This window comes from Roseivirga spongicola (genome assembly GCF_001592965.1).
GTDB classification, from domain to species: domain Bacteria; phylum Bacteroidota; class Bacteroidia; order Cytophagales; family Cyclobacteriaceae; genus Roseivirga; species Roseivirga spongicola.
Genome location: NZ_LRPC01000028.1, coordinates 596,595 through 618,065 on the forward strand (window position 1 = coordinate 596,595; position 21,471 = coordinate 618,065).

At 40.6% G+C, this 21,471-nt stretch carries 22 protein-coding genes; 11 read left to right on the plus strand and 11 right to left on the minus strand.

Annotated features, from left to right (window positions below; translation table 11 throughout):
- Position 1: 1 nt before the first annotated feature.
- Positions 2-2,308, minus strand: a complete 2,307-nt coding sequence (locus AWW68_RS14450; RefSeq protein WP_245660243.1) for a TonB-dependent receptor — start codon at positions 2,306-2,308, stop codon at positions 2-4.
- Positions 2,309-2,720: 412 nt separating this feature from the next.
- On the opposite strand from AWW68_RS14450, the gene AWW68_RS14455 reads away from it, so the two are divergent.
- Positions 2,721-4,361, plus strand: coding sequence for an ABC1 kinase family protein (locus AWW68_RS14455; protein ID WP_084375703.1), 1,641 nt, complete (start codon positions 2,721-2,723; stop codon positions 4,359-4,361).
- Positions 4,362-4,893: 532 nt separating this feature from the next.
- Here the strand turns inward: AWW68_RS14455 and AWW68_RS14460 are convergent.
- The 4 genes from AWW68_RS14460 to AWW68_RS14475 all read right to left on the minus strand — a co-directional run bounded on the left by AWW68_RS14460 (position 4,894) and on the right by AWW68_RS14475 (position 8,212).
- Positions 4,894-5,685 (minus strand): patatin-like phospholipase family protein, encoded by a 792-nt coding sequence (locus AWW68_RS14460; RefSeq protein ID WP_068222374.1) that lies wholly within the window; start codon positions 5,683-5,685, stop codon positions 4,894-4,896.
- A gap of 1 nt (position 5,686) precedes the next feature.
- Positions 5,687-6,535, minus strand: coding sequence for an MBL fold metallo-hydrolase (locus AWW68_RS14465; protein WP_068222377.1), 849 nt, complete (start codon positions 6,533-6,535; stop codon positions 5,687-5,689).
- Entirely contained in the window at positions 6,532-7,197 is a 666-nt protein-coding gene (locus AWW68_RS14470; protein WP_068222379.1) for a DUF6090 family protein, read from the minus strand. Before AWW68_RS14470 ends, AWW68_RS14465 begins: the two co-directional genes overlap by 4 nt.
- A 67-nt stretch (positions 7,198-7,264) precedes the next feature.
- Positions 7,265-8,212 carry an acetyl-CoA carboxylase carboxyltransferase subunit alpha gene (locus AWW68_RS14475; RefSeq protein WP_068222382.1) on the minus strand — a complete coding sequence of 316 codons (948 nt, stop codon included), beginning with the start codon at positions 8,210-8,212 and terminating at the stop codon, positions 7,265-7,267.
- Between the two features lie 124 nt (positions 8,213-8,336).
- Here AWW68_RS14475 and AWW68_RS14480 point away from each other — a divergent pair, with 124 nt between their 5' ends.
- From AWW68_RS14480 to AWW68_RS14490, 3 genes are read left to right on the plus strand one after another with little or no spacing between them, the layout of a single operon-like run.
- Positions 8,337-9,413, plus strand: coding sequence for an AI-2E family transporter (locus tag AWW68_RS14480; RefSeq protein ID WP_068222385.1), 1,077 nt, complete (start codon positions 8,337-8,339; stop codon positions 9,411-9,413).
- 12 nt (positions 9,414-9,425) lie between these two features.
- Positions 9,426-9,668 (plus strand): PLDc N-terminal domain-containing protein, encoded by a 243-nt coding sequence (locus tag AWW68_RS14485; RefSeq protein WP_068222388.1) that lies wholly within the window; start codon positions 9,426-9,428, stop codon positions 9,666-9,668.
- Between the two features lie 29 nt (positions 9,669-9,697).
- Positions 9,698-9,892 carry a PLDc N-terminal domain-containing protein gene (locus AWW68_RS14490; RefSeq protein ID WP_245660244.1) on the plus strand — a complete coding sequence of 65 codons (195 nt, stop codon included), beginning with the start codon at positions 9,698-9,700 and terminating at the stop codon, positions 9,890-9,892.
- 231 nt (positions 9,893-10,123) lie between these two features.
- Here the strand turns inward: AWW68_RS14490 and AWW68_RS14495 are convergent, their stop codons facing one another.
- Positions 10,124-10,468, minus strand: coding sequence for a winged helix-turn-helix transcriptional regulator (locus AWW68_RS14495; RefSeq protein WP_068222391.1), 345 nt, complete (start codon positions 10,466-10,468; stop codon positions 10,124-10,126).
- Between the two features lie 178 nt (positions 10,469-10,646).
- Between AWW68_RS14495 and AWW68_RS14500 the strand changes: the two genes are divergently transcribed.
- The 7 genes from AWW68_RS14500 (at position 10,647) to AWW68_RS14525 (ending at position 15,326) form a co-directional block, all read left to right on the plus strand.
- A complete protein-coding gene (locus tag AWW68_RS14500) occupies positions 10,647-11,498 on the plus strand; it encodes a DUF4437 domain-containing protein (protein WP_068222394.1) in 852 nt (283 codons plus the stop codon).
- A gap of 120 nt (positions 11,499-11,618) precedes the next feature.
- Positions 11,619-12,575, plus strand: a complete 957-nt coding sequence (locus AWW68_RS14505; RefSeq protein WP_245660245.1) for an SDR family oxidoreductase — start codon at positions 11,619-11,621, stop codon at positions 12,573-12,575.
- A gap of 26 nt (positions 12,576-12,601) precedes the next feature.
- Positions 12,602-13,114 (plus strand): hypothetical protein, encoded by a 513-nt coding sequence (locus AWW68_RS14510; protein WP_068222396.1) that lies wholly within the window; start codon positions 12,602-12,604, stop codon positions 13,112-13,114.
- A gap of 1 nt (position 13,115) precedes the next feature.
- A complete protein-coding gene (locus AWW68_RS14515) occupies positions 13,116-14,027 on the plus strand; it encodes a helix-turn-helix domain-containing protein (RefSeq protein ID WP_068222399.1) in 912 nt (303 codons plus the stop codon).
- A 133-nt stretch (positions 14,028-14,160) separates the two neighbouring features.
- Positions 14,161-14,400 (plus strand): ArsR/SmtB family transcription factor, encoded by a 240-nt coding sequence (locus tag AWW68_RS14520; RefSeq protein WP_245660246.1) that lies wholly within the window; start codon positions 14,161-14,163, stop codon positions 14,398-14,400.
- Positions 14,401-14,443: 43 nt separating this feature from the next.
- A complete protein-coding gene (locus AWW68_RS20525) occupies positions 14,444-14,713 on the plus strand; it encodes a CBU_0592 family membrane protein (protein WP_084375704.1) in 270 nt (89 codons plus the stop codon).
- 10 nt (positions 14,714-14,723) lie between these two features.
- Positions 14,724-15,326 carry a short chain dehydrogenase gene (locus AWW68_RS14525; RefSeq protein ID WP_068222404.1) on the plus strand — a complete coding sequence of 201 codons (603 nt, stop codon included), beginning with the start codon at positions 14,724-14,726 and terminating at the stop codon, positions 15,324-15,326.
- 292 nt (positions 15,327-15,618) lie between these two features.
- Here AWW68_RS14525 and AWW68_RS14530 read toward each other — a convergent pair whose 3' ends face one another.
- The 5 genes from AWW68_RS14530 to AWW68_RS14550 form a co-directional block, all read right to left on the minus strand.
- A complete protein-coding gene (locus AWW68_RS14530) occupies positions 15,619-17,919 on the minus strand; it encodes a glycoside hydrolase family 65 protein (RefSeq protein WP_068222407.1) in 2,301 nt (766 codons plus the stop codon).
- A gap of 8 nt (positions 17,920-17,927) precedes the next feature.
- Complete coding sequence (pgmB, locus tag AWW68_RS14535) at positions 17,928-18,578, minus strand: beta-phosphoglucomutase (RefSeq protein ID WP_068222410.1); 651 nt, start codon at positions 18,576-18,578, stop codon at positions 17,928-17,930.
- Complete coding sequence (locus AWW68_RS14540) at positions 18,575-19,567, minus strand: carbohydrate kinase family protein (RefSeq protein WP_068222413.1); 993 nt, start codon at positions 19,565-19,567, stop codon at positions 18,575-18,577. The genes pgmB and AWW68_RS14540 overlap by 4 nt, the downstream gene beginning before the upstream one ends.
- 106 nt (positions 19,568-19,673) lie before the next feature.
- A complete protein-coding gene (locus AWW68_RS14545) occupies positions 19,674-20,465 on the minus strand; it encodes a glycoside hydrolase family 16 protein (RefSeq protein ID WP_245660247.1) in 792 nt (263 codons plus the stop codon).
- Entirely contained in the window at positions 20,462-21,469 is a 1,008-nt protein-coding gene (locus AWW68_RS14550) for a LacI family DNA-binding transcriptional regulator (RefSeq protein ID WP_068222420.1), read from the minus strand. The genes AWW68_RS14545 and AWW68_RS14550 overlap by 4 nt, the downstream gene beginning before the upstream one ends.
- Positions 21,470-21,471: the final 2 nt, after the last annotated feature.

Genomic DNA, 21,471 nt, shown 5'->3' on the forward strand with positions numbered 1-21,471 from the left:
ATTAGAATGAGATATTGTATGTAACTGAAGGAAGTATAGGGAATAGATAGATGAGACGAGCCTCTTTTTGTGTACCATCTCCAACAATATTGTCATCATCGTCCATCTGAACTCTTGTGTACACAGAGAAAGGATTTTTACGGCTGTAAGCATTATATAGAGAGAATGTCCAAGAAGTTTCGTACTTCTTACCAGCATTCTTTCTCGGTGTAAGCGTGGCACTGAAATCCATTCTATGGAAATCTCTCAGGCGGAAACCATTACGCTCGGTAATGATATCGGGCAAATAGCCATCGCCATATTCGTAAGAACCAGCAGGTAAGGTAATAGGTCTACCCGTTCCATAAGTGAAGCTTCCTCCAAACGTCCACTTGTCGCTATATTCATAAGTAGCCACTACATTGAGGTTGTTTCTTCTGTCGTGGTTGGCATAAAACTCTCGATTCAGGTTTACATCGGGTACAAGGCGCGTTGCTTTAGACCATGTGTATGACACAAATCCTGTTAAAGCCCCTTTCTTCTTCTGAAGCATAAACTCAGCACCATAAGCTTCAGATGTACCCTGTCTGTATTCCGTTATCAAATCTTGATTAAAAAATACACGTGCGTTATCTGCAAAGTCGGTTACATTCTGAATGTCTTTATAGTAGGCTTCAACAGAGAGTTCATAATTGTTATTGTCTAAGTTTTTAAAGTAGCCAATAGCAAACTGATCGGCCTTCTGTGGCTTCAGATACAAAGAGCTTGGCGCCCAAGTGTTAAAAGGCAAAGGAACGGTTCCACTACTCACCAAGTGTGTATTTTGCACCATTCGGTTATAGCTGGCCTTAAGACTTGTGCTTTCGTTTAGAATGTATCTGGCAGCAAAACGAGGCTCCACGTTCACGTAAGTTTTGATGTTTTCAAAACTATCGTAGAAGGTAGAATCCGTTCTTTCAGGATTTCTATTATCACGAACATCGGCATAATCATAGACCATCTGCTCCCCTATGCTTTGGAAAACTGAAAGCCTAGCTCCATACTGAAACGTAAGTCTGTCAGATACTTTATGCTCTAGCCCAGCATACAATGCATGGTCTAAGGCATACTCTTTCTGCAGTTCTGTTTTCTTAAAGATAGAACCTTCTTCTGGCTCAATTATGCCCGGGCTAAACTGCCTGTAAGTAAGATGATAGCCAAAGTCTAAGCTTAAATTTGGATTAAAGAAGTAGCTCTGATCTTGCTTGAAAGTATACTCAGTGATATTTGAATCCCACTGAAATCCATCGCTGTCGGTTGTAGAGCCTAAACCGTAATCGAACCTACTGGCAATAAGCGAGGTGTTAGAAAACAGCTTATCGTTAAATAGATGATTCCATCGGAAAGTGGCGGTTTTGTTTCCCCAATCGAAGCCGAAATCATCTCCAAACTTAAAGTTATCTCGCCCTGTATATACGGCTAAAAAGAAGCGGTTTTTGTTATTGGCTCTCCAATTGGCTTTCGCATTAATATCGTAGAAGTAAACAATGTTGTCTTGGTTAGCCGCTTTTAAAAACAAGTCTACGTAAGACCTTCTAGCTGAAAAGATAAATGAACTTTCGTCTTTTTTAATTGGCCCTTCGAGCATTAAGCTACTGGCTAAAAGCCCTATACCCGCTTCACCACCAAACTCTTTATTGTTACCGTCTTTAGTTCGAACTTCCAGAATGGATGAAAGTCTGCCTCCAAACCTTGAAGGGATTCCTCCTTTATAGAGTTCTGAGTCTTTTATTACATCAGCATTAAAGACTGAAAATAGCCCAAACAAGTGAGACGGATCATACACCGGAGCTTCATCAATAAGTATCAGGTTCTGATCTGCACTACCTCCCCTAACAAAGAAACTAGATGTGCCCTCTCCTGCCGAAATTACTCCCGGCATCATTTGTACGGTTTTAATAATATCTGGCTCTCCAAATAAAGCTGGAAGCTTTTTCACTTGAGCAATATCTATCTCATTCTTGCTCATTTGAATGTTTACTACTTGTTCATCTTCGCGTTCGCCAGTTACCACTACTTCATTTAGATCCATGGCAATCTCCTTGAGTTCGATGTTCATAGAAACATCAGAATTAAGATTAACCTCCTTTTCTAGTGGTTCCATACCTATAAAACTGAATTCTACATGATATGTACCCTTTGGAAGAGTAAGCGAGTAAAAGCCATAAGGGTTTGTAATTACCCCGTTTTGCATTTCCTTAACGTAAACCGTTACACCAATGAGTTCTTCTCCATTAGATGCATCCCTTACGTAGCCGTTGAGTGTGAATTTTTCCTGGGCCTGTGCCATGCCGACCAAGCATAGCACCCAGGTCATAAGCATTAATTTGCGCATTGTTGTTGTTTGTTTGTCTCGATGCTAACCTTTAAGAAAGCCATCGAGTGAGTTTTTGTTTTTCCTTTCCATGGTAAGACGTGCAGTTTATAAAACACACGTACATTACTTATAGAATTTCTTAAGAAGTCGTTAAGAAAGGCACAAAGGTTTACCTAAACCGATAAAAAAATCATCAATTCGGGGTGAACGGAATGTTATGCAGACCAGTGTTCAAAAATATGGAGGGAGATTTCTCGGTAAACTGGGAATAAGAAACAGCTAGCGTCTAAGTCATTTCGAGTGAAGCGAATAAATAGCTATAACAATCGTACTTCTGTTGAGTTTCTATGATGACGCTGATTTTTTAACCTTAACCCGAACAAGAGTGAAACACTTTTCGCAATACAAAGATGCCGTGCTTTTTCTAGTTAAATACGGTAGTTCTGACATGATTAAGGAGTCTGGTTTAGCAAACGAAATGGCTATAACCGATGAACAACAATCAGAAACTAAAGATTTGGACAAAAAGGCTTTTGTCAAAGACTTGCAAGCACTAGGGCCTACCTATGTTAAGCTAGGTCAGCTATTATCTACCCGCCCCGATCTGATCGCAGAACCATACATAAGTGCTCTTAGAGAGCTTCAAGATAACCTAGAACCCTTTCCCTATGAACAAGTTGAAGGTATTGTTCAAGATGAATTGGGCGTAAGAATTTCTAAAGCATTCCAATCATTCGATAAAGAACCTATTGGATCCGCTTCCTTAGGCCAGGTTCACTTGGCAAAAATGAGAAATGGTGAAACAGTGGTGGTTAAAGTTCAAAGACCAGGTATTCGCCAACAAGTGGTAGATGAATTAGAAGCACTTGAGAAGCTTTCTTCCTTCCTTGAAAATAATAGTGCTCAAGGCAGAAAATACAGCCTACACAAAGTCTTTCTCCAGTTTAAATCGACCTTATTAAGGGAACTGAACTACCTGAAAGAGGCTCAGAACATGGATATACTCCATGAAAACCTGAAGGAGTTTAAGGACATTATAGTACCTACCTCCATTCCAGATTACAGTACGGACAAAGTGCTGACTATGGAGTTTATAAAGGGCAAAAACATCACAAAGATTTCTCCCCTCAGAAAGCTAGAATTAGATGGAGAGGCACTTTGTGAATCGCTGTTTAAAGCCTATTTGCAGCAAATTGTTGTCGATGGATTTATGCATGCCGATCCGCACCCTGGCAATGTTCACCTAACAGACGACAATCGATTGGCCCTTCTTGATATGGGCATGGTAGCACATATATCGGAAGATTTAAGAAAGAATTACCTGAAGCTAATTCTGAACATCAGCAATAATAAAGTTTCTGAAGCATTAGATACTTTGATTGCCATGAGCACTGCAACAGACGAGGCAGATGAAGATCAGTTTAGGAGCAAAATTGCAGAGCTCATTCAGGCCACACATCAGGCCTCTGTGAAAGAAATAGATACAGGTAAAATGATGTTTGGGCTTATTCATACGGCCGCCCAATGTGGATTTGAACTTCCGTTTGAGCTCAGCACAGTGGGCAAAGCCCTGATGAACATAGACCTTGTAGCGCACACATTGGCTCCTGAGTTTGAGCCTAATAAATCTATCAAGCGCAATGCTATGAGCTTGATGAACAAAATCATGCTCAAGGAACTAGCGCCTCAGAACTTCTTCTCTACTATACTTGAGAGCAAAGAACTCATTGAAAAAATGCCGCACAGGCTCAACACAATTATGAGGAATCTGGCCAATAATGAGTTAGAAGTGAAACTCGATGCTATTGACGAAAAGAGCTTAATGCAAGGTTTTCAGAAAGTGGCGAATAGAATCACCATCGGCCTAATTGTGGCTGCCCTACTGGTCGGCTCAGCTTTAATGATGAGCGTACAAACCAAGTTCACCATTTTTGGTTATCCAGGCTTTGCTATGATTTCATTTATGCTAGCGATTGTTGGTGCCCTAACAATAGTTATTGGTATTTTCTTTAAGGATGAATCTTAAATACTTCAGTTGAATTTACCTAGCAGACACCTACCCTAACTAAAGCGTCAACACCCTAGTTGAAGCATCTCGCTTCGACTTTTGCTAGCAATTGATTTACCACCAGTTTTGGTGTCCTCGCCAAAACTATTCAGCACTCATTTACGAATGGATTCAGTGGTTTGGCTAGGCAGATCCCTCGGTTCCTCGGGATGGGAAAGAGGCGATTAGAGGCTGACAGCACTATGTACATAGTTAAAGTGAGTAGCTAGCCTTCATCAAGAAGGGAACTTAGCTACCAATCCAATCTAGTGTAGCATTTCGCTCAGACTTCTCTTGACAGGAACTTTGTGCAACTTCTAAAATTCCTCCGAGTTCACCATGTTAGAATTTGATGGAGATGGAACCACTGGTCTGACCAGTCATACGAAATCTAGTTGAAGCGTCTCGCTTCGACTTTTACTAGCAATTGCTTTGCCGCTAGTGTTATAATATCACTAAAACTAGAAGCTTGGGCAGGACAAATGAGAGAATGCAGTGGTTTTTATGCCATCTAAGCTGTCTTTGGTTGGTTCAGCAACAATTCCAACTTCTTATTATCTGGCGTTTCTAGCATAGATTTAGTGTACTCATAACCAATTTCGAAAAGCTCTCTAGACTTCTTGAAGTCAAAAGTTCCGAACTTCCTTAGTTCTGCCGGTTTAATGTACATATCGCAAAACTTGCTACTATACGAAACATTCGCGCTTAGCGCTAGAACAGAAACCCTTTCAATCATGCGCTTAGGGCCAGAAAGGTTTGGCTCCTTAATGACTGGCGCCACATTAACCCCAATAATAAAGTCACATCCCTTTTCTTTAAGCACTTCTGTAGGAAGGTTGTTCAAGATACCACCATCTACATAATAATCTGTTCCAATCTTTATAGGATCGAAAATAAACGGAATACAACAAGAAGCCATAATGGCTTGCCTTAGAGATCCAGAGCTGAACATTTCCGCTTTGCCTTCATTCAAATTAGTAGTCGAAATGTAAAGCGGTATTTTGGCATCTTCGAAGGTATCTTCCTCTAAAAAGTTTTTATAAACAGATTCCGTTTTCTGTATGCTTAACAAACCTGTAAAACTAAATGCTGGCCATACCAACTTGAGCAGGCTGGTACTCTCAAAAATCTTAAGAATCTCTTCTGGCTTATAACCATATGAGTAAAAGGCGGCAGCCATAGAGCCAGCACTAGCTCCACTGAGCATATCTACCTTGATATTGGCTTCTTCTAATGCTTTTAAAACCCCAAGGTGAGCAAAACCTCTTGCTCCACCTCCTGACAATGCCAATCCTACTTTCATCTTAAAGAATCTCTTTTAGCGGGAAGGTTCTATCTAACCTTACTCCCTTTTCTGTATGCTTAACTGTGCAACACTCATTCACTGAGTCATGTTCTAAAAAGAGTACGTAATTGTGGTCTGCGGCCTCATTTAGAAACTCCTCCTTTTCCTTTAGCGTCAACAATGGTCTGGTATCATAACCCATTACATAAGGCAGCGGAAGATGACCCACCGAAGGAAGTAAGTCTGCCATAAAAACAATGGTATGCTCTTTATACTTGATCTTCGGGAGCATTTGTTTATCAGTATGGCCATCGGCTGTTATAATATCAAATTGACTAAAGGGAGATTTACCGTTGTTCGGCACAAAATGCAAATGACCGCTTTCTTGCATTGGAAGTATATTCTCCTTCAGAAAAGAAGCTTTTTCTCGAGCATTAGGCTGTGTTGCCCACACCCAGTGTTCTTGATTAGACCAATATTTAGCGTTTGGAAAATGAAGTTCTAATTGTTCTTTATTTTCTCCAACATAGTCAACTCCACCACCACAATGGTCGAAATGAAGGTGTGTCAAAAACATGTCGGTAATGTCATTTCTATGGAAACCTGCCTTCTCTAAAGAACCATCTAAAGAGCCTTCTCCATGTAAATAATAATGGCTAAAGAATTTGGCGTCTTGCTTATTGCCTATGCCGTTGTCAATTAGAATAAGCTGATCACCATCCTCAATCAATAAACAACGCATGGACCAAGTACATAGGTTATTCTCGTCTGCAGGGTTAGTTCTAGACCAAAGGCTTTTGGGTACTACACCAAACATGGCTCCCCCATCTAGTTTAAATTTTCCAGTATCTATTATGTGTAATTTCATAAAGTATCTTCAATAATTTTCTTGACGCGTTTACAATCCTCAATCAACTCTCCGTATTCAATATTACGCGCTGACATTAGGTTATAAAAACTACCTAATAGATTAACGGCCTGATTTGTTTTTAGTGGTGAAGAATCTATAATTCTATCTTCTATAGGATGAAATGCGATTTCAGAAAGAATGTATGGGTAAACCTGAACAGTAACCAAGTCTTTTATAAACTCGTCTGCTCTACTGACCTCAGCATAATGCACATTATAGAGCGTTACCAGTTCTTGCCTTAGTTCAAAGCTCGATAATACTTTCAGGTCTCCGGAGTTGATTAATGATTGATAAGTTCCATTGTTACTGTAAAAGTATGGTGTGGTATAGGTGCTTGTAACATGCGCTCTGGTATAGCGTTCAATAGGCGCATCTGTATACATAAAATTGAATAACTCTCCCGTTAAGGCTATTACCTTTTTGGAAGACTCTCTGGCGCTATCTAATGAGGCAATATCTTTCTCAAGGTCTGAAATTAGAGCCTCTTTATACAGCTTTTCCTCTCTGTCCAATTTGCTATTGCTAGCGTAGTTATCTAAGGTAAAGGCTATGGTTATACCCAAAACCACTACCAAAAGCTCCATGAAATAGGCAGTGTAAGTCTTCCTCTTAGTTTTCATATAATTGATTGAGCATAAAAAAAGTCATTCGTTTAGGAATGACTTTAAGATACGTTCACAGTTCGATTTATTCAACAACTTCTCCCATATTGGAGAATTTGTCTATTCGTTGGTTAATCAGCTCTTCGGTACTCAACTTTTGAAGGCTGGCAATTTCTTTCAAGATTCTGTCTTTGACAGTATTGAACATCCAATCGGAATCTCTATGAGCGCCCCCTAGTGGTTCTTCAATAATACCATCGATTAGACCAAAGCCCTGCATATCTGTAGCAGTAAGCTTTAACGCTTCAGCGGCCTGTTCCTTATAGTCCCAACTTCTCCAAAGAATTGAAGAACAAGACTCCGGAGAGATTACTGAATACCAAGAGTTTTCAAGCATCAGTACTTTATCTCCAATAGCTATACCAATGGCTCCTCCAGAAGCACCTTCACCTATAATAATACAGATAACTGGTACCTTGAGCATAAACATCTCTTTGATGTTACGAGCAATGGCTTCGCCCTGACCTCTTTCTTCTGCTTCAAAACCAGGATATGCACCAGGAGTGTCTATAAGCGTTACAATAGGTTTATTGAACTTCTCAGCCATTTTGAAAAGCCTCAAAGCCTTTCTATATCCTTCTGGGTTGGCCATACCAAAGTTTCGCATTTGGCGCTGTTTGGTATTTCTACCCTTCTGCTGCCCTACCAACATTACCGTTTGTCCGTTGATGGTTCCAAAACCACCAACCATTGCTTTGTCGTCTTTCACGGTTCTATCTCCATGAATTTCAACAAAGTCATCCGTAATGTTATATATATAATCTAGGGTATATGGTCTTTCAGGATGTCTGCTGAGCTGTACTCTCTGCCAGCGCGTAAGGTTCTTATAAGTCTCCTCCTTTAGCTTCTGAATCTTTTTTTCTAAAGATTTTACGTCTTCTGTTACATCTACTCTACTGCTCTCCGCAAGCTGCTTCATTTCTGCTAACTTTCCTTCGAGCTCTACTATCGGTTGTTCAAATTCCAAAAGCATCTCCGTTTGTGATCAAGTTACAAACTTAAATATTAATGTGTTTCCCAACTTATTTTTTTGGCATAAATGCTAGCCCATAGAATTTTACTTAATTTAAGAGTCGATCGAAAACTCACATTCTTTAATGAATAACACTTTTAATACGGACCTTCGTACCATTAGAAATACCATGCTGATTTTTGCAGCAATTCTAGGTATTATCATCATAAAAACCCTTTCTGGCCTACTTATCCCATTGGCCTTTGCCTTATTTATAGGTATTCTACTCTCGCCCATTATTAGTTATTTAGACCAAAAGAAATGGCCATATACGGTAAGTATTACATTGATTACCATTCTTACATTGGGCTTTATTTTCTTAACCGGACTGATAGTTTATGATACTGGGCTTCAGATTGTGGGTCAAAAAGACAAGCTACTATCTCAAATTGATGTACGTTTTCAAGAAATACTTTCAGGGCTTTCTTTTATACCTGGGGTAAGCAGCTTGGAGACCGATGGTTTTATTGAAACACTCAACAATGTTATTTCTACGGAATTTCTGTTGAACACCTCTGGTGTGGTTGCTAGCTCTGTAGGTTCTTTTACCTTTAATTTTATTCTGTGTGCCATCTATTTGGTAGCTGTTCTGGGTAGTATTGTTCGTTATGAAAAGTACATTTCCTACTTAGAAGGTGATGATTCGGTGGGAAAAGAAAGGCTTATTAATTCATTTGTAGAGGTTAAAACTTCTATAGTAAGCTATATGAAAGTCAAGTTTTTTACCAGCTTCTGTACTGGCCTTTGTTTTGGAATAATATGCTTTGCCTTTGGCGTTGACTTTGCCCTTTTCTGGGGATTTTTGGCTTTCTTACTCAACTTCATCCCTACTGTAGGGTCAATTGCTGCTACAATTCCACCATTACTTCTCGGACTAATTCAAATCGATTCTGGAGGAAGTTTTACCTTCTTTATCATTCTATTGATAGCTACTCAGTTTATTTGGGGTAATGTAATAGAACCTTATGTAATGGGGTCTTCCGTAGCACTCAATACTGTAACTGTAATACTTGGGTTAGTAATTTGGGGGTACATTTGGGGCGTGGCTGGAATGCTTCTTTCTGTTCCACTAATTGTGATGGCTAGAGTTATTTTATCTCAAATACCAGATGCCGATTTATTGGTAAAACTGATGGGGAGAAGTCAACTAGGAAAAGATTAAACACACATATAAATGATGAAACTAATGGATTTATTAGCTATTGGAATGCCGGGAGGCGGAGAAATACTCGTTATTCTAATAATTACTTTCGGTATAATTCTGCCTATTGTAGCTATAATTGATATTGCAGGAGCTCGATTTGAAGAAGGGGTTACAAAAGTGCTCTGGGTAGCCATTGTAATCTTTGCTCCAATCATAGGCTCGATTATTTACTTCTTAATCGGATATAAGCAGAAGCTGAATAAAAACAATTAGTCTTTATCCTCATTCAAATGAAGTTTATTATGCTATTTATGATAATCGTGTTCTACCTAATTCCTTTTCTGATAGTAATCAGTGCTTTGGTAGATATTCTCAGAAACGAGTTTAACCCACATCAGAATAAGGTGATTTGGGTTATAGTGGTAATCCTATTGCCTGTATTAGGGTCTATACTCTACTGGATAATTGGAAGAGGGCAGCGAGTTAATCGCTATTGAGTTATACTTCCCAGTCTTTCTCATGCTTGCTTACTTTAGTATTTGGAGCAACAAAAGGTGCTGCAATAGCAGCTACAAATAGGATGATAACAACGATAATGAACATATTCTCTGTTTTGCTGCGAAGATGCGAATTATATCAAAAGCTGTAAAGCAAAAAATGAGTTTTTCGTGTTGAACTGAACTTAACAACTACTCAAAAAGCACAGCCTTGCCTATTTTTTTCTAAAGCTACTCTGCTGCAACTTCACCCCAATCGGCAATTGCTTGAATTAGGGGAATAAGAGTTTTTCCGAATGCTGTGAGTGAGTATTCTACTTTTAATGGTGGCTTCTCATGGTATACTTCTCTAAGCACTAACCCATCATCTTCTAAGGCTTGAAGTTGTAAACTTAATGTACGCTCAGTAACGGTAGGCATACATTTTCTGAGCTCGCTATAACGTAATTTTCCACCGATAAGATGGAATAGAATCACCGTCTTCCACTTACCTCCAATTATGCCCATGGTAAGGCTAGCACAACAAGGATATTCTCTCCCTTTAAACTTAAATGATTTTGCTTCAACTGACTCCATATCTCTATACTATCAATATTGACCGTTATTGCAAAGGTAATACACTATACATACTTTTGCTACTATAATAATTATAGTTATAGGATTAGAATTCGCTATGGCCTGAATACCACCCTCACAGGAAGCTGTAAGCCACGCGATATACCTATAGCGAATTGATCATTTAAGTGACCACAAAATGAAAATACAATCACAAATCCTAATAGCAGCAATAAGCTTAACAAGCTTTATTTCTTGCATTGAAAATAAATCTACAACAGAAGAAACCACCAGTACGACCATCGAAAACCCCACCAATGCAGTAGTACTGAGTTCGGAGGTAAACTGGGAAAAGCTAAATCCAGCTCGGGGCGATGCCAGCCCGCAGGCAGGTACTCTTTGGGGCGATAGAAATGCAGAAGTTCCTACAGGGTTTCTGGCCAAATTTGTAGATGGATTCTCATCGCCACCACATATCCACAATGTCACGTATAGGGCGGTAGTCATCAGCGGAAGCATCCACAACGATGATTCTTCAGCTGAAAAAATGTGGATGAAACCTGGAAGCTTTTGGACACAGCCCGTTGGCGAGGCACACATCACAGCCGCGCAAGGTGATGAAAACATTGCCTACGTAGAAATTGACCATGGTCCGTACTTGGTAAAACCCACCGAAGAAGCTTTTGACAATGGTGAACGCCCTGTAAATATTGACGCATCAAATGTAGTATGGCTGGGCAGCGATAAAGCAGAGTGGATTGCTCCGAACAGCGGTGCCGCTCTTAGCTTTTTGTGGAAAAGTGAAAACCTAAAAGGGCTATTCATCAAACTGCCCCAAGGATTTAAAGGCCACATCAACAGCGAAGGCGATATTTTTCATGCTGTAGTTATTCAGGGAGACTTGGCCTACACTCTGCCCCAAAGCGGAGAAACCAAAAGCTTGGATCCTGGAAGCTACTTTACATCATCGGCCAAAGCCAAACATGAGGTGAGCACCAACGAAGAAGTGGTGATTTATGTGCGGACAAATGGGGAATTGGAAGTGAGGTAAATCAAAACTTCATCGTTTTCTCCAAAAAGTATACAGCTTACGAAAATGTGTATAATGCCACAGGCATAGAGCCAATGCATCTTTGTACCATCAAAAAAGCACAACGATTTAAAACGTTACATGATGAGTACAACAAACCCATTTGGCAAAAAAGGCTGGACGCCCGACAGAATAAAAGATTTGAGCGGTAAAACATTTGTGATTACCGGAACCACCAGTGGTACGGGTTATGAAGCTGCCCGTATTCTCCTTTCTAAAGATGCAAAAGTGGTGATGCTAAACCGCAACCCTAAAAAAGCGGCCGATACCATCGCACAACTCAAACATTTGCTGGGCAATAAGATTGACGTCCTCAACATCACTATGGACTTGGGCAATCAAGATTCAGTGAAAAAAGCCGCTACCGAAGTGCTGGAAAAAGTAGACCGCATTGACGCTTTGATGTGCAATGGCGCCATTGCGCAAACTCCAAATCGACAAACAACCGAAGAAGGTTGGGAAATGCAAATGGGTGTCAACTACTTCGGGCATTTCACGCTTCAAGCTTTGCTATTCCCAATGATCGAAAAATCTAGCGGACGCATCGTTACTGTAGGCAGTATGGGATACGATATGGGGCTAAAGACCATCAAATTTGACGACCTAAATTGGGACAAAGACTACACACCCAACGATGCTTACAGTCAAAGTAAGTTGGCGCAAATCATGTCTATGTACGAACTAAATGCCAGATTAAAAGCCGCTGGTAAAACCCATGTTAAAGCCTATGCGTGCCATCCAGGTTCTTCTAGAACTTCATTGATTGCTACCAATGGTAGTTTTATGATGAAATTAATTTTTGGAATCATGAAATTAACGCCACTTACGCAACCAGCCGAAAATGGCGCTTATCCAGAATTGATGTGCGCCACGGAGCCCGATTTAGACCAAACCGCATTTTATGGCCCCACCGGACGTAACAATTGGACAGGCCCGGTTGGTCCGCACGAACTAAAACCCCATGCCAAAGACAAGGCTGTAGCTAAAAGATTATGGGATCTTTCGGAAAAGGAAACGGGTGTAAAGTGGAACCTGTAAATTAGAAACCTATAATAATTTGAATTATGGACATACTAAAAGCAGCTACTGATTGGGCCAAAGCTGAACTCATATCTACGCCATTCTTCGCTCTGGCAGGAATGGTATTCATCTCCATGAGCATTGGTTTTTGGCAAGTGGGTAAAACCGATTTAGCCAAAGCTTACATCATTCCCACCTTAGTGGCGGGTATATTACTGGTGATTATCGGAGCAGGACTTTTCTTTATCAACAAGAACCGAATAAACCAGTTTCAAACGGCTTATCAAGAAAATAGAGTGGCTTTTATAGATTCCGAAATTACCCGTGCCGAAGCCACTTTAAAAGAATACAAAAACGTTGTATTTACAGCCATTCCCATCATTATAGCGGTTTGCGCTGCTGTGCTTTTATTTGTAAACCCACCCGGCTGGCGCGCCAGCATGATTACCACCATAGCCATGCTTGCAGTGATCATGCTCATAGACGGTTTGGCGCATGCACGCATAGCGGAGTACAACGAGCACCTCATTCAAGCGCGAAAAGAAATACAGGAGTAAAATGCAGCACTTCAAAACACTTTCGGCTTATCTAGCATACTTGGAATTGCCTCGCCCAGAGCACCCCATGTTTAGTCTTTTTTCCTCTTTAAGCGATGGCTTTTTGCCCTGTCCTAAAGAAAGCTCGCCACCCATTACCAACGATTGCTACACGATCAGCTTTAAAAAATTCGTACAAGGTGATTTGACCTACGGCCGAACTAAGTATGATTTCACCAATGGAGCTTTATTTTTTATCGCCCCCAGACAAGTGCTACAATGGACTGACGCTGCGGTTTTTGAACAAAAAGGTTTCTCCATCAACTTTCATGAGGATTTTATAAAAGGCACTGAATTGGCGCACCAGATTAAGAAATATGGTTTCTTTTCGTATTCAGCCAATGAAGCACTTCATCTTTCACCCAAAGAAGAAAAGCAAATAGAGCTGATTGTTGAAAATATCGAACTGGAATATCAGAGCAATCCCGATTCCTTTAGCAAAGAAATTATCATTTCGCATTTAGGCACTTTATTAAAATATGCCCAGCGCTTTTACGAGCGGCAATTTATCCACCGCACAGAATTATCCACCGACTTGCTGGAGCGCTTTAATAAGCAAGTGGAAGCTTATTTTGATTCAGGACAATTACAGGAAAACGGAATTCCCAGCATTGAACAAATTGCCGAGCAGCTTTCCGTTTCGCAACGCTATCTCAGCGACACGTTAAAAAAAGAGACCGGCAAAACCAGCACCGAGCATCTGCAATTGTATTTGATTGACGAAGCCAAGAATATTTTGCTGGACCCCAACAAAACTGTAGCTCAAGTAGCTTACGAATTGGGCTTTGAATACCCGCCCTATTTTTCACGCCTTTTCAAAAAGAAAGAAGGCATTAGCCCTACGGAGTATCGGGAGAAGTATAGCTTGAATTAGAAATGGAAATGCCAAGAATTTCCTGTGATCATCATTTTTACATATCGCAAATTATAGATATATTTGTGTCATGGATTTAAGAACGGCCACAGAAATCGGGAAATGCCTATCTAATCAAACAAGGATGCAAATAATGGAGTGGTTGAAAGAGCCGGCAAAGAACTTCCCTCCTCATGAAACGCTCAAGCATTTTAACGATGGTGTTTGTGTGACTTATATTCAGGAAAAGGCAGGGCTTTCTCAATCAACCATTTCTACCTATCTCACCAATATGGAGAAGTGTGGGTTGTTGATTTCTACACGTCATGGAAAGTGGTCATACCTAAAACGAAATGAAGAAGTGATAAAGCGATTTACGGATTTTATCAGTTAAAAAATTTCCCATAATACATCTACATATTCAGATATATAGTAATATGAAAACTGTAATCGACATACTTGGGTGGACCGGTTCTGGATTGATTATTTTAGCTTATGCCCTCACCTTAGTAAAGAATAGCGAATACTTGAACTATGGCAAATATTTAAACTTAATGGGAGGAATATTAATCGCCATAAAATGCTATTACTATCAGGCCATTCCGCCCTTTATTACGAATCTACTATGGAGTGTAATTGCAACGCTAACGATATACAAAAGCCGAAGGACTAAAGCAAAGTGCAGAAAAACTGAATGTTTCACATAAATAAGAAAATATGAGAATTTTAATAATTGGAGGTAAAGGCACAATTGGAAGTGTAGTTACATCGCATTTTGAAAAAACGAATGATGTATTCATAGCCGGAAGAACGAGTGGTGATGTAACCGTAGATATAGCCGATAGCTCATCCATACAAGCCATGTTTGAAAAAACAGGAAAGCTTGATGCGGTCATTTGCATTGCAGGAGAAGCTAAGTGGGACAATTTTGAAAGCTTAACAGAAGAAGACTATTACATAGGGCTAAAAAGCAAGTTGATGGGTCAAGTGAACCTTGTGCGTATTGGTCAAGAATATTTAAGCAAAAATGGTTCTATCACGCTATCCACGGGAATTTTGGCCGATGATCCCGTAGAAAAAACCACTAGTGCTGCCATGGTCAACGGTGCTATTCACAGTTTTGTAAAAGCCGTTAATCTGGAGATAAAAAATGGAATTCGCGTAAATGTAGTATCATCTGGAATGGTAGAAGCTGCTTATGATAAATACAAAGATTACTTCCCTGGGCACAACCCAATACCTATGACCAAAGTGGTGAATGCCTATGTGCGGAGTGTACATGGAAAAGGCAGAGGAGAAATCATAAGGGTCTACAATTAAATTGATGAGTGCATTGTCTAACCTCCTTTGTAAATTTGTTCAGCTGATAATCATGTTAAAAACTTCGATTTAGACAGAATATATTAGTAATGACTCAATCTACTGTCTTCGACTGTTCATGAGATACGTCTCAGCTAAGCATTACTTGCTTAATAGGGGCCGTGAAACTCGTACCATAAAAAAAGCCTGACTGCTCAGGCTTTTGTATTTAACTCATCATCTTGTATAGACCCTCACCTATTTCAAAGGCCACTACTTCAAGATGGAACAGTCTTCTGTAAGTCTGACTGATCTATTCCATCTCAATACTTACTGAGCCTTGGGCTGGTGCATTAATTGGTGTATCATACACATACAGACTTAAATCTTGCTCAGATTCGTTGGCGATGGTTACCTGCCCTCCTTTAGCGCTAATAGACAGATTACGTTCTCTAAACTTAATTTTGAACGAATACCCTTCCCAATGATCTGGTAGTGATGGACTAAAAAACAGTTCGCCATGTCTTACTCTCATACCTGCAAAACCTTTGGCAAATGCCATCCAAGTTCCGGCCATTGAGGTGGTGTGGCAACCATCTTCCGTATCGTTATTGTAATCGTCCAAATCTAGTCGGGCGGTACGCAGATACATCTCATAGGCCTTCTCTTTTCTACCTAACTTAGAAGCCAAAATAGCGTGAACACATGGCGAAAGAGACGACTCATGTACTGTCATTGGCTCATAGAAATCGAAGTTCCGCTCAATCGTTTCTTCATCGAATTCATCTTCAAACAGGTAAATTCCCTGAAGTGTATCAGCCTGCTTAATAAAGCATGAACGCAGAATTCTATCCCATGACCAGTTCTGGTTGATTGGTCTTTGCCCTGATGGAATATCTCCAACTGGCATCAACTCCTTATCTAAAAAACCATCTTGCTGAAGGAAGACACCTCTTTCTTCATCGTATCCGAGGTACATGTTTTCAAGAATATCTTCCCACTTCTCGGTCTCCTCAGCTCCTTTAAAGTTCAACCTATCCAATAAGGCATTTAGCTTATCTGAACCTTCGTATTTAGCCAAACCCTCCAAGGTATATTCCAATGTCCATAAGGCCATTTTAGAGGTGTACCAGTTATTATTAACGTTGTTTTCGTACTCATTTGGCCCTGTTACACCGTGCATCACATACTGGCTCTTATTTTCCGACCAATGCACTCGTTGTGCCCAAAACCTTGAAATAGCAATAAGTACTTCCAAACCATAATCAATCAGGTAATCTTCATCGCCATGGTAATTGATGTAGTCGTAAATCGCGTAAGCAATGGCTCCATTTCTATGAATTTCTTCGAAGGTGATTTCCCACTCATTATGGCATTCTTCACCGTTCATCGTAACCATTGGGTAGAGTGCAGCGCCATCCGTAAAGCCCAATTTTTGTGCATTTTCAATGGCTTTTTGCAAATGCTTATATCGGTACAGCACTAGGTTTTTAGCTACTTCCTGATCGCTTGTAGCTAAGTAAAAAGCTAGACAGTAAGCCTCAGTGTCCCAATAGGTACTTCCTCCATATTTTTCGCCTGTAAATCCTTTAGGACCAATATTTAGCCTCTCGTCTTCACCAGTATAAGTTTGGTTGAGTTGGAAGATATTGAAACGAATACCTTGTTGAGCCGAAACGTCACCATCAATGACTATATCACTCTTTTCCCATTTCACCGCCCAAGCCTCTTTGTGTTCTTTCAATAGGGTTTCAAAACCTTCAGCTGCGGCTGCTTCAACTTCTTTTTTGCAGACTTCCACCAATTGATTTTTCTCAAAATACATGGAAGATATATTGGCAGCGTACTTCTCTATGGTAAAGGTTTCTCCTTCAGTTATATTACCCTCGGCAATTACCTCAACATACTTTTCTTTCTCATTGCCAGTATTCGATGAGCCATTCCACTTGCCTGCTATGTTGAACTTCATTCCTGTAGCAACCCAAAAATCAGTCTTTTTGGTGCTGGCCAATACATAGCTAAAACCTTCTGAGGCCGACTTTTCCTGCTCGTTCCAGAACTTCTCATCGTAGTTAGAATCGGCATTCATTACGTCAAAATCGACATAAGGGGTTACCTGAGCTGCACCAGAGAAGTTGAGCGGTGTTACAGCATAAGACAATGCGCCCACCTTGGTTCTGGCCATACTACAAATTCGGGTGGAGCTGACCTGTACTTGCTTACCAGAAGGTAAAGTGGCTTTGAAAGATCTCTTCAACCAACCTTCTTTCATATTCAGCTCTCTTCGGAAATCTTCTACCTTACAGTTGGCGAGATCCAAAGCTTCTCCATCGAACGAAATATTGATACCGATCCAATTGGCTGCATTCAATACTTTTGCGAAGTATTCTGGGTAACCATTTTTCCACCAACCTACACGTGTTTTATCAGGGTAATAAACCCCTGCCACATAATTACCCAAGAGAGTTTCTCCAGAGTATTGCTCTTCGAAGTTGGCGCGCTGGCCAAACATGCCATTACCAATACTGAAAATACTCTCTGAAATTTGATTGTATTTAGGTTCGAACCCTTCTTCAATAATCGACCAAGGATCGTGCTTAATGTAATTCTTCATGAGGTTGATTATAAATTATCAAAAATGGTTAGATCAATGTTTTTCATGTCCGGAATTACAACATCTGCTTCTGAAAGCACAGTTGAATCCCCTACTCCTACGCACTTAAAATTGCCTCTTTTAGCTGCTTGAACGCCTGAGATAGCGTCTTCAAAAACCACACATTCTGAAGGACTTAGCCCCAGACGGTCAGCCCCCAGTAAAAATACTTCTGGATGAGGCTTGGAGTGAGCAATCTGATTGCCATCTACTGATACTGGAAAACGATGAGCCAAACCTACTGCTTCTAAAATCACTGGAGCATTCTTACTTGAAGACCCCAAAGCAATGGCAATATTATTGTCATCTAGTAGATCTAAGAACTCTACCACACCTGGCAGAATATCATCAGGAGTCATTTTAGAGATGATTTCCACATAGATATGATTCTTTTTTGTGGTCATCTCCTCTATTTCTATGTTCGACTTGGTCATTCCGCCCATGGCTAGAATTCTCTTCATCGATTCTGTTCTACTTACTCCTTTCAGTTGCTCATTATCTACTTCAGTAAAAGGAATGTTTAGCTCATCGGCCATGGCTTTCCATGCCACAAAGTGAGCAGGGACGGTGTCTACAATAACACCATCTAAATCGAAAATACAGGCTTTCGGTAATGTCATTTAAAATCAGGGTAATTGGCTCTCATCATCTCCTCAGTCTCAGAGAGCGTCTTAAATACTTCAAAGGTAGTTCCTTGTGTGCGCTGAGCACCTAGTGCATTGGCATACATGGAAGCTCGAACAAAGTTGTCTTGGCCATCCATAAGTCCGTAGGCCAACCCTCCAGCAAAAGAGTCGCCACAGCCAGTGGTATCTATCACATGTTCCATGCGAATGCTATTGACGAATTGCTCTTTCAATTCGCCCTTTTCTTTTGTAAATACTTTGCAGCCAGTGGCATCAGTGGTAACCACAAGTGCTCTAGGGCCACGATCTAGCACATATTCTGCCAATGGCCTCAAATGTTCTTGCCCAATATCATCCAGTAAATCGGTGAGCTCATCTTCTCTATATTCATGCTTAAACCATGTACACCAAGACTCTTCCAGATTCATCTTCAACACATCTATATAAGGCAACCACTGATCTCTTTCCACCCAAAACTTCTTGTGCCTATCGCCACCTATGGTCATTGTATGCGTTGGGCCATGCGCATCGAATATGATGACTCCTTTGGCATGTTCTCTAAGGTATTTAACTGTATCTAGTGCAATTTCATGGTCGGTAATGGGTACAAACACAAAGGCATCACAATCTAAGAAAGGTGCTAAATCTGCCGGAACAATGGCATTCATAAATGCCGTTTGTTTCTCTACTCTAAAATTCTGATCGAGAAACTTAAGCTTAATTACATCTCCGCTATCGGCTTCATCAGAAACACCTTCCATATCTATGGCAGGGTATGGCGCAAAGATTTCTTTTACGGCCTCGGTATCTTGTTTTCGGATGTGTGAGATGGGATATACTGTGCCTTGGCCTTCTAACAATTGAGCCAATCCAATAGTAGGATGCGTTATACATCCGTATTTTTCAATGACTTCACCCCGATAGGTGGTGATATGGTCTCGCGGAATAGGACCGATTACGGCCACTTTATAGTGCTTGCTCATACAATCATACTAGCTTATCGATAGAATGCGGTGTCAATGCTTTCTTTATATCAATTTACCAATAATTGTAGAAGCTAAATAGCAACCAGTGCAATCGTTGGATCAACTATTGGTAGACCCGAACATAATCAATTTCAAATCGGTTTGGAAAGACATCGTTTGCAATGCCTTCTAGGCCACCCCAATTGCCTCCAATGGCTAAATTTAGTATGAGGTAAAAAGGCTGATCGAAAGGCCAATCATCAGAACCCTTACCAGTATTTTCAAAGGTGTGGTATTTCTGATCGTCCAGATAAAAATCAATCTTATCTTCTGTCCACTCAATAGCGTACAAATGAAACTGATTAGATATGTCTACTATTTGCAGAGAGTCGCCTTTCTGAGTTCCCTTAATATGATTGAAAGATTCGGTATGGACGGTACCATGCATGTTTCCCTGATCAAATCCCACATGCTCCATAATATCTATTTCGCCACTTTCAGGCCATCCGCCATAACTATTTTCAGTGGGTAGCATCCATATGGCGGGCCAATTACCTCTACCAGCAGGAACTCTAGCCATCACCTCTACCCTGCCATATCTCCAGCCACCCTTGCCTTTGGTTACCAACTTAGCCGATGAGTATGGTCTTGTCTTAAAAGAATCGGCCAAGGCTGTAATAGTTAGAATGCCATGGGCGAGACTAATATTTTCTGGCCTATCAGTGTAATACTGCAACTCATTGTTTCCAAAGCCGCAAAGGTCTGGACAACCATCACCAACATAGGCTGTCCACTTTGTGGTGTCCAATTCTCTACCATCGAACTCGTCTTGCCAAACCAGCTTTCGTTCTTGCTTACAAGAAAGTATGAAGGCAAAAGGCAACACTAGGAATAAGCCGCACAAACGTTTCATCATCTCGAAGAATCTCTGATAACCACTCTAGAATCGAACTTCATATGTAGTTGATGCGGTGGAATATGTCTTTTCTGAATCACCTTAAAAAGTAGCTCAGCAGCTGCCTCACCCATTTCTATAGGCTCGTGCGTTACACTTGTAAGGTTTGGCTCTACAATTTCACAAAGGTTACTGTTTCCGAACCCTACCACTGAAACCTCTCGAGGGACAGTGAGCCCCATTTTCTTTAATTTCAAAATGGCTTCAACTGCTAGCTCATCACTAAAGGTGAATAGTGCATCAGGTCTGTTCTTAGGATTTTCGAACATCTTTTCGATGATCGCATCGTGCTTTTGGTCTGGGTCAGTAAATACTACAAAGTCTTCGTTGATTTCGTAATCATAGGTTCTTAATGCCTCTAAGTAACCTTCGTATCGGCTTTTGCTAATACCTAAAAGTCCTGGCCCTCCCAAATGAGCAATTTTCTTTCTACCTCTTTTAATTAGGTGCTCTACTGCCTGAAATCCGCCAGTAAAATCATTAGCCTCCACGGTAGGTGTATCGAAGCCCGGAGCGATTCTATCGAAAAGCACAAATGGCACATCGTAAGCCTGGAGCGTTTCTAAATGCTCGAAGTCTTTGGTATCGCTCGATATGGACAATATCACGCCTTCCACCTTACAAGAGAGCAGCGACTTTATCTGGTCAAGCTCATCGTGATAATTTTCATTAGACTGGCAAATGATGGTATAGTAACCATTGTCACTCACAATTTTCTGAATACCGTCTATGGCAGAGGCAAAGAAGTTACTGGTAATGTGGGGAACCAAAATACCTATTGAGTTAGATCTTTTTGTTCGAAGACCAGCAGCGATAAAGTTTGTCTGATACTTGAGTTCTTTGGCCTTAGCAGATACTAATTTCTTAGTGTCTTCACTAATATTCGGGTGATCATTTAATGCCCTAGAAACTGTTGAGGGCGAAATCTTTAATGCCGTAGCAATGTCTTTTATAGTTATAGCCATAG

What these genes read in the sequence shown, in the direction of transcription:
- AWW68_RS14450 (WP_245660243.1), bottom strand. Translation starts at nt 2,308, where the DNA reads ATGGCACAGGCCCAGGAAAAATTCACACTCAACGGCTACGTAAGGGAT.
- AWW68_RS14460 (WP_068222374.1), bottom strand. Translation starts at nt 5,685, where the DNA reads ATGAAAGTAGGATTGGCATTGTCAGGAGGTGGAGCAAGAGGTTTTGCT.
- AWW68_RS14465 (WP_068222377.1), bottom strand. Translation starts at nt 6,535, where the DNA reads ATGAAATTACACATAATAGATACTGGAAAATTTAAACTAGATGGGGGA.
- AWW68_RS14470 (WP_068222379.1), bottom strand. Translation starts at nt 7,197, where the DNA reads ATGAAAACTAAGAGGAAGACTTACACTGCCTATTTCATGGAGCTTTTG.
- AWW68_RS14475 (WP_068222382.1), bottom strand. Translation starts at nt 8,212, where the DNA reads ATGCTTTTGGAATTTGAACAACCGATAGTAGAGCTCGAAGGAAAGTTA.
- AWW68_RS14480 (WP_068222385.1), top strand. Translation starts at nt 8,337, where the DNA reads ATGAATAACACTTTTAATACGGACCTTCGTACCATTAGAAATACCATG.
- AWW68_RS14485 (WP_068222388.1), top strand. Translation starts at nt 9,426, where the DNA reads ATGATGAAACTAATGGATTTATTAGCTATTGGAATGCCGGGAGGCGGA.
- AWW68_RS14490 (WP_245660244.1), top strand. Translation starts at nt 9,698, where the DNA reads ATGCTATTTATGATAATCGTGTTCTACCTAATTCCTTTTCTGATAGTA.
- AWW68_RS14495 (WP_068222391.1), bottom strand. Translation starts at nt 10,468, where the DNA reads ATGGAGTCAGTTGAAGCAAAATCATTTAAGTTTAAAGGGAGAGAATAT.
- AWW68_RS14500 (WP_068222394.1), top strand. Translation starts at nt 10,647, where the DNA reads ATGAAAATACAATCACAAATCCTAATAGCAGCAATAAGCTTAACAAGC.
- AWW68_RS14505 (WP_245660245.1), top strand. Translation starts at nt 11,619, where the DNA reads ATGATGAGTACAACAAACCCATTTGGCAAAAAAGGCTGGACGCCCGAC.
- AWW68_RS14510 (WP_068222396.1), top strand. Translation starts at nt 12,602, where the DNA reads ATGGACATACTAAAAGCAGCTACTGATTGGGCCAAAGCTGAACTCATA.
- AWW68_RS14515 (WP_068222399.1), top strand. Translation starts at nt 13,116, where the DNA reads ATGCAGCACTTCAAAACACTTTCGGCTTATCTAGCATACTTGGAATTG.
- AWW68_RS14520 (WP_245660246.1), top strand. Translation starts at nt 14,161, where the DNA reads ATGGAGTGGTTGAAAGAGCCGGCAAAGAACTTCCCTCCTCATGAAACG.
- AWW68_RS20525 (WP_084375704.1), top strand. Translation starts at nt 14,444, where the DNA reads ATGAAAACTGTAATCGACATACTTGGGTGGACCGGTTCTGGATTGATT.
- AWW68_RS14525 (WP_068222404.1), top strand. Translation starts at nt 14,724, where the DNA reads ATGAGAATTTTAATAATTGGAGGTAAAGGCACAATTGGAAGTGTAGTT.
- AWW68_RS14530 (WP_068222407.1), bottom strand. Translation starts at nt 17,919, where the DNA reads ATGAAGAATTACATTAAGCACGATCCTTGGTCGATTATTGAAGAAGGG.
- pgmB (WP_068222410.1), bottom strand. Translation starts at nt 18,578, where the DNA reads ATGACATTACCGAAAGCCTGTATTTTCGATTTAGATGGTGTTATTGTA.
- AWW68_RS14540 (WP_068222413.1), bottom strand. Translation starts at nt 19,567, where the DNA reads ATGAGCAAGCACTATAAAGTGGCCGTAATCGGTCCTATTCCGCGAGAC.
- AWW68_RS14545 (WP_245660247.1), bottom strand. Translation starts at nt 20,465, where the DNA reads ATGATGAAACGTTTGTGCGGCTTATTCCTAGTGTTGCCTTTTGCCTTC.
- AWW68_RS14550 (WP_068222420.1), bottom strand. Translation starts at nt 21,469, where the DNA reads ATGGCTATAACTATAAAAGACATTGCTACGGCATTAAAGATTTCGCCC.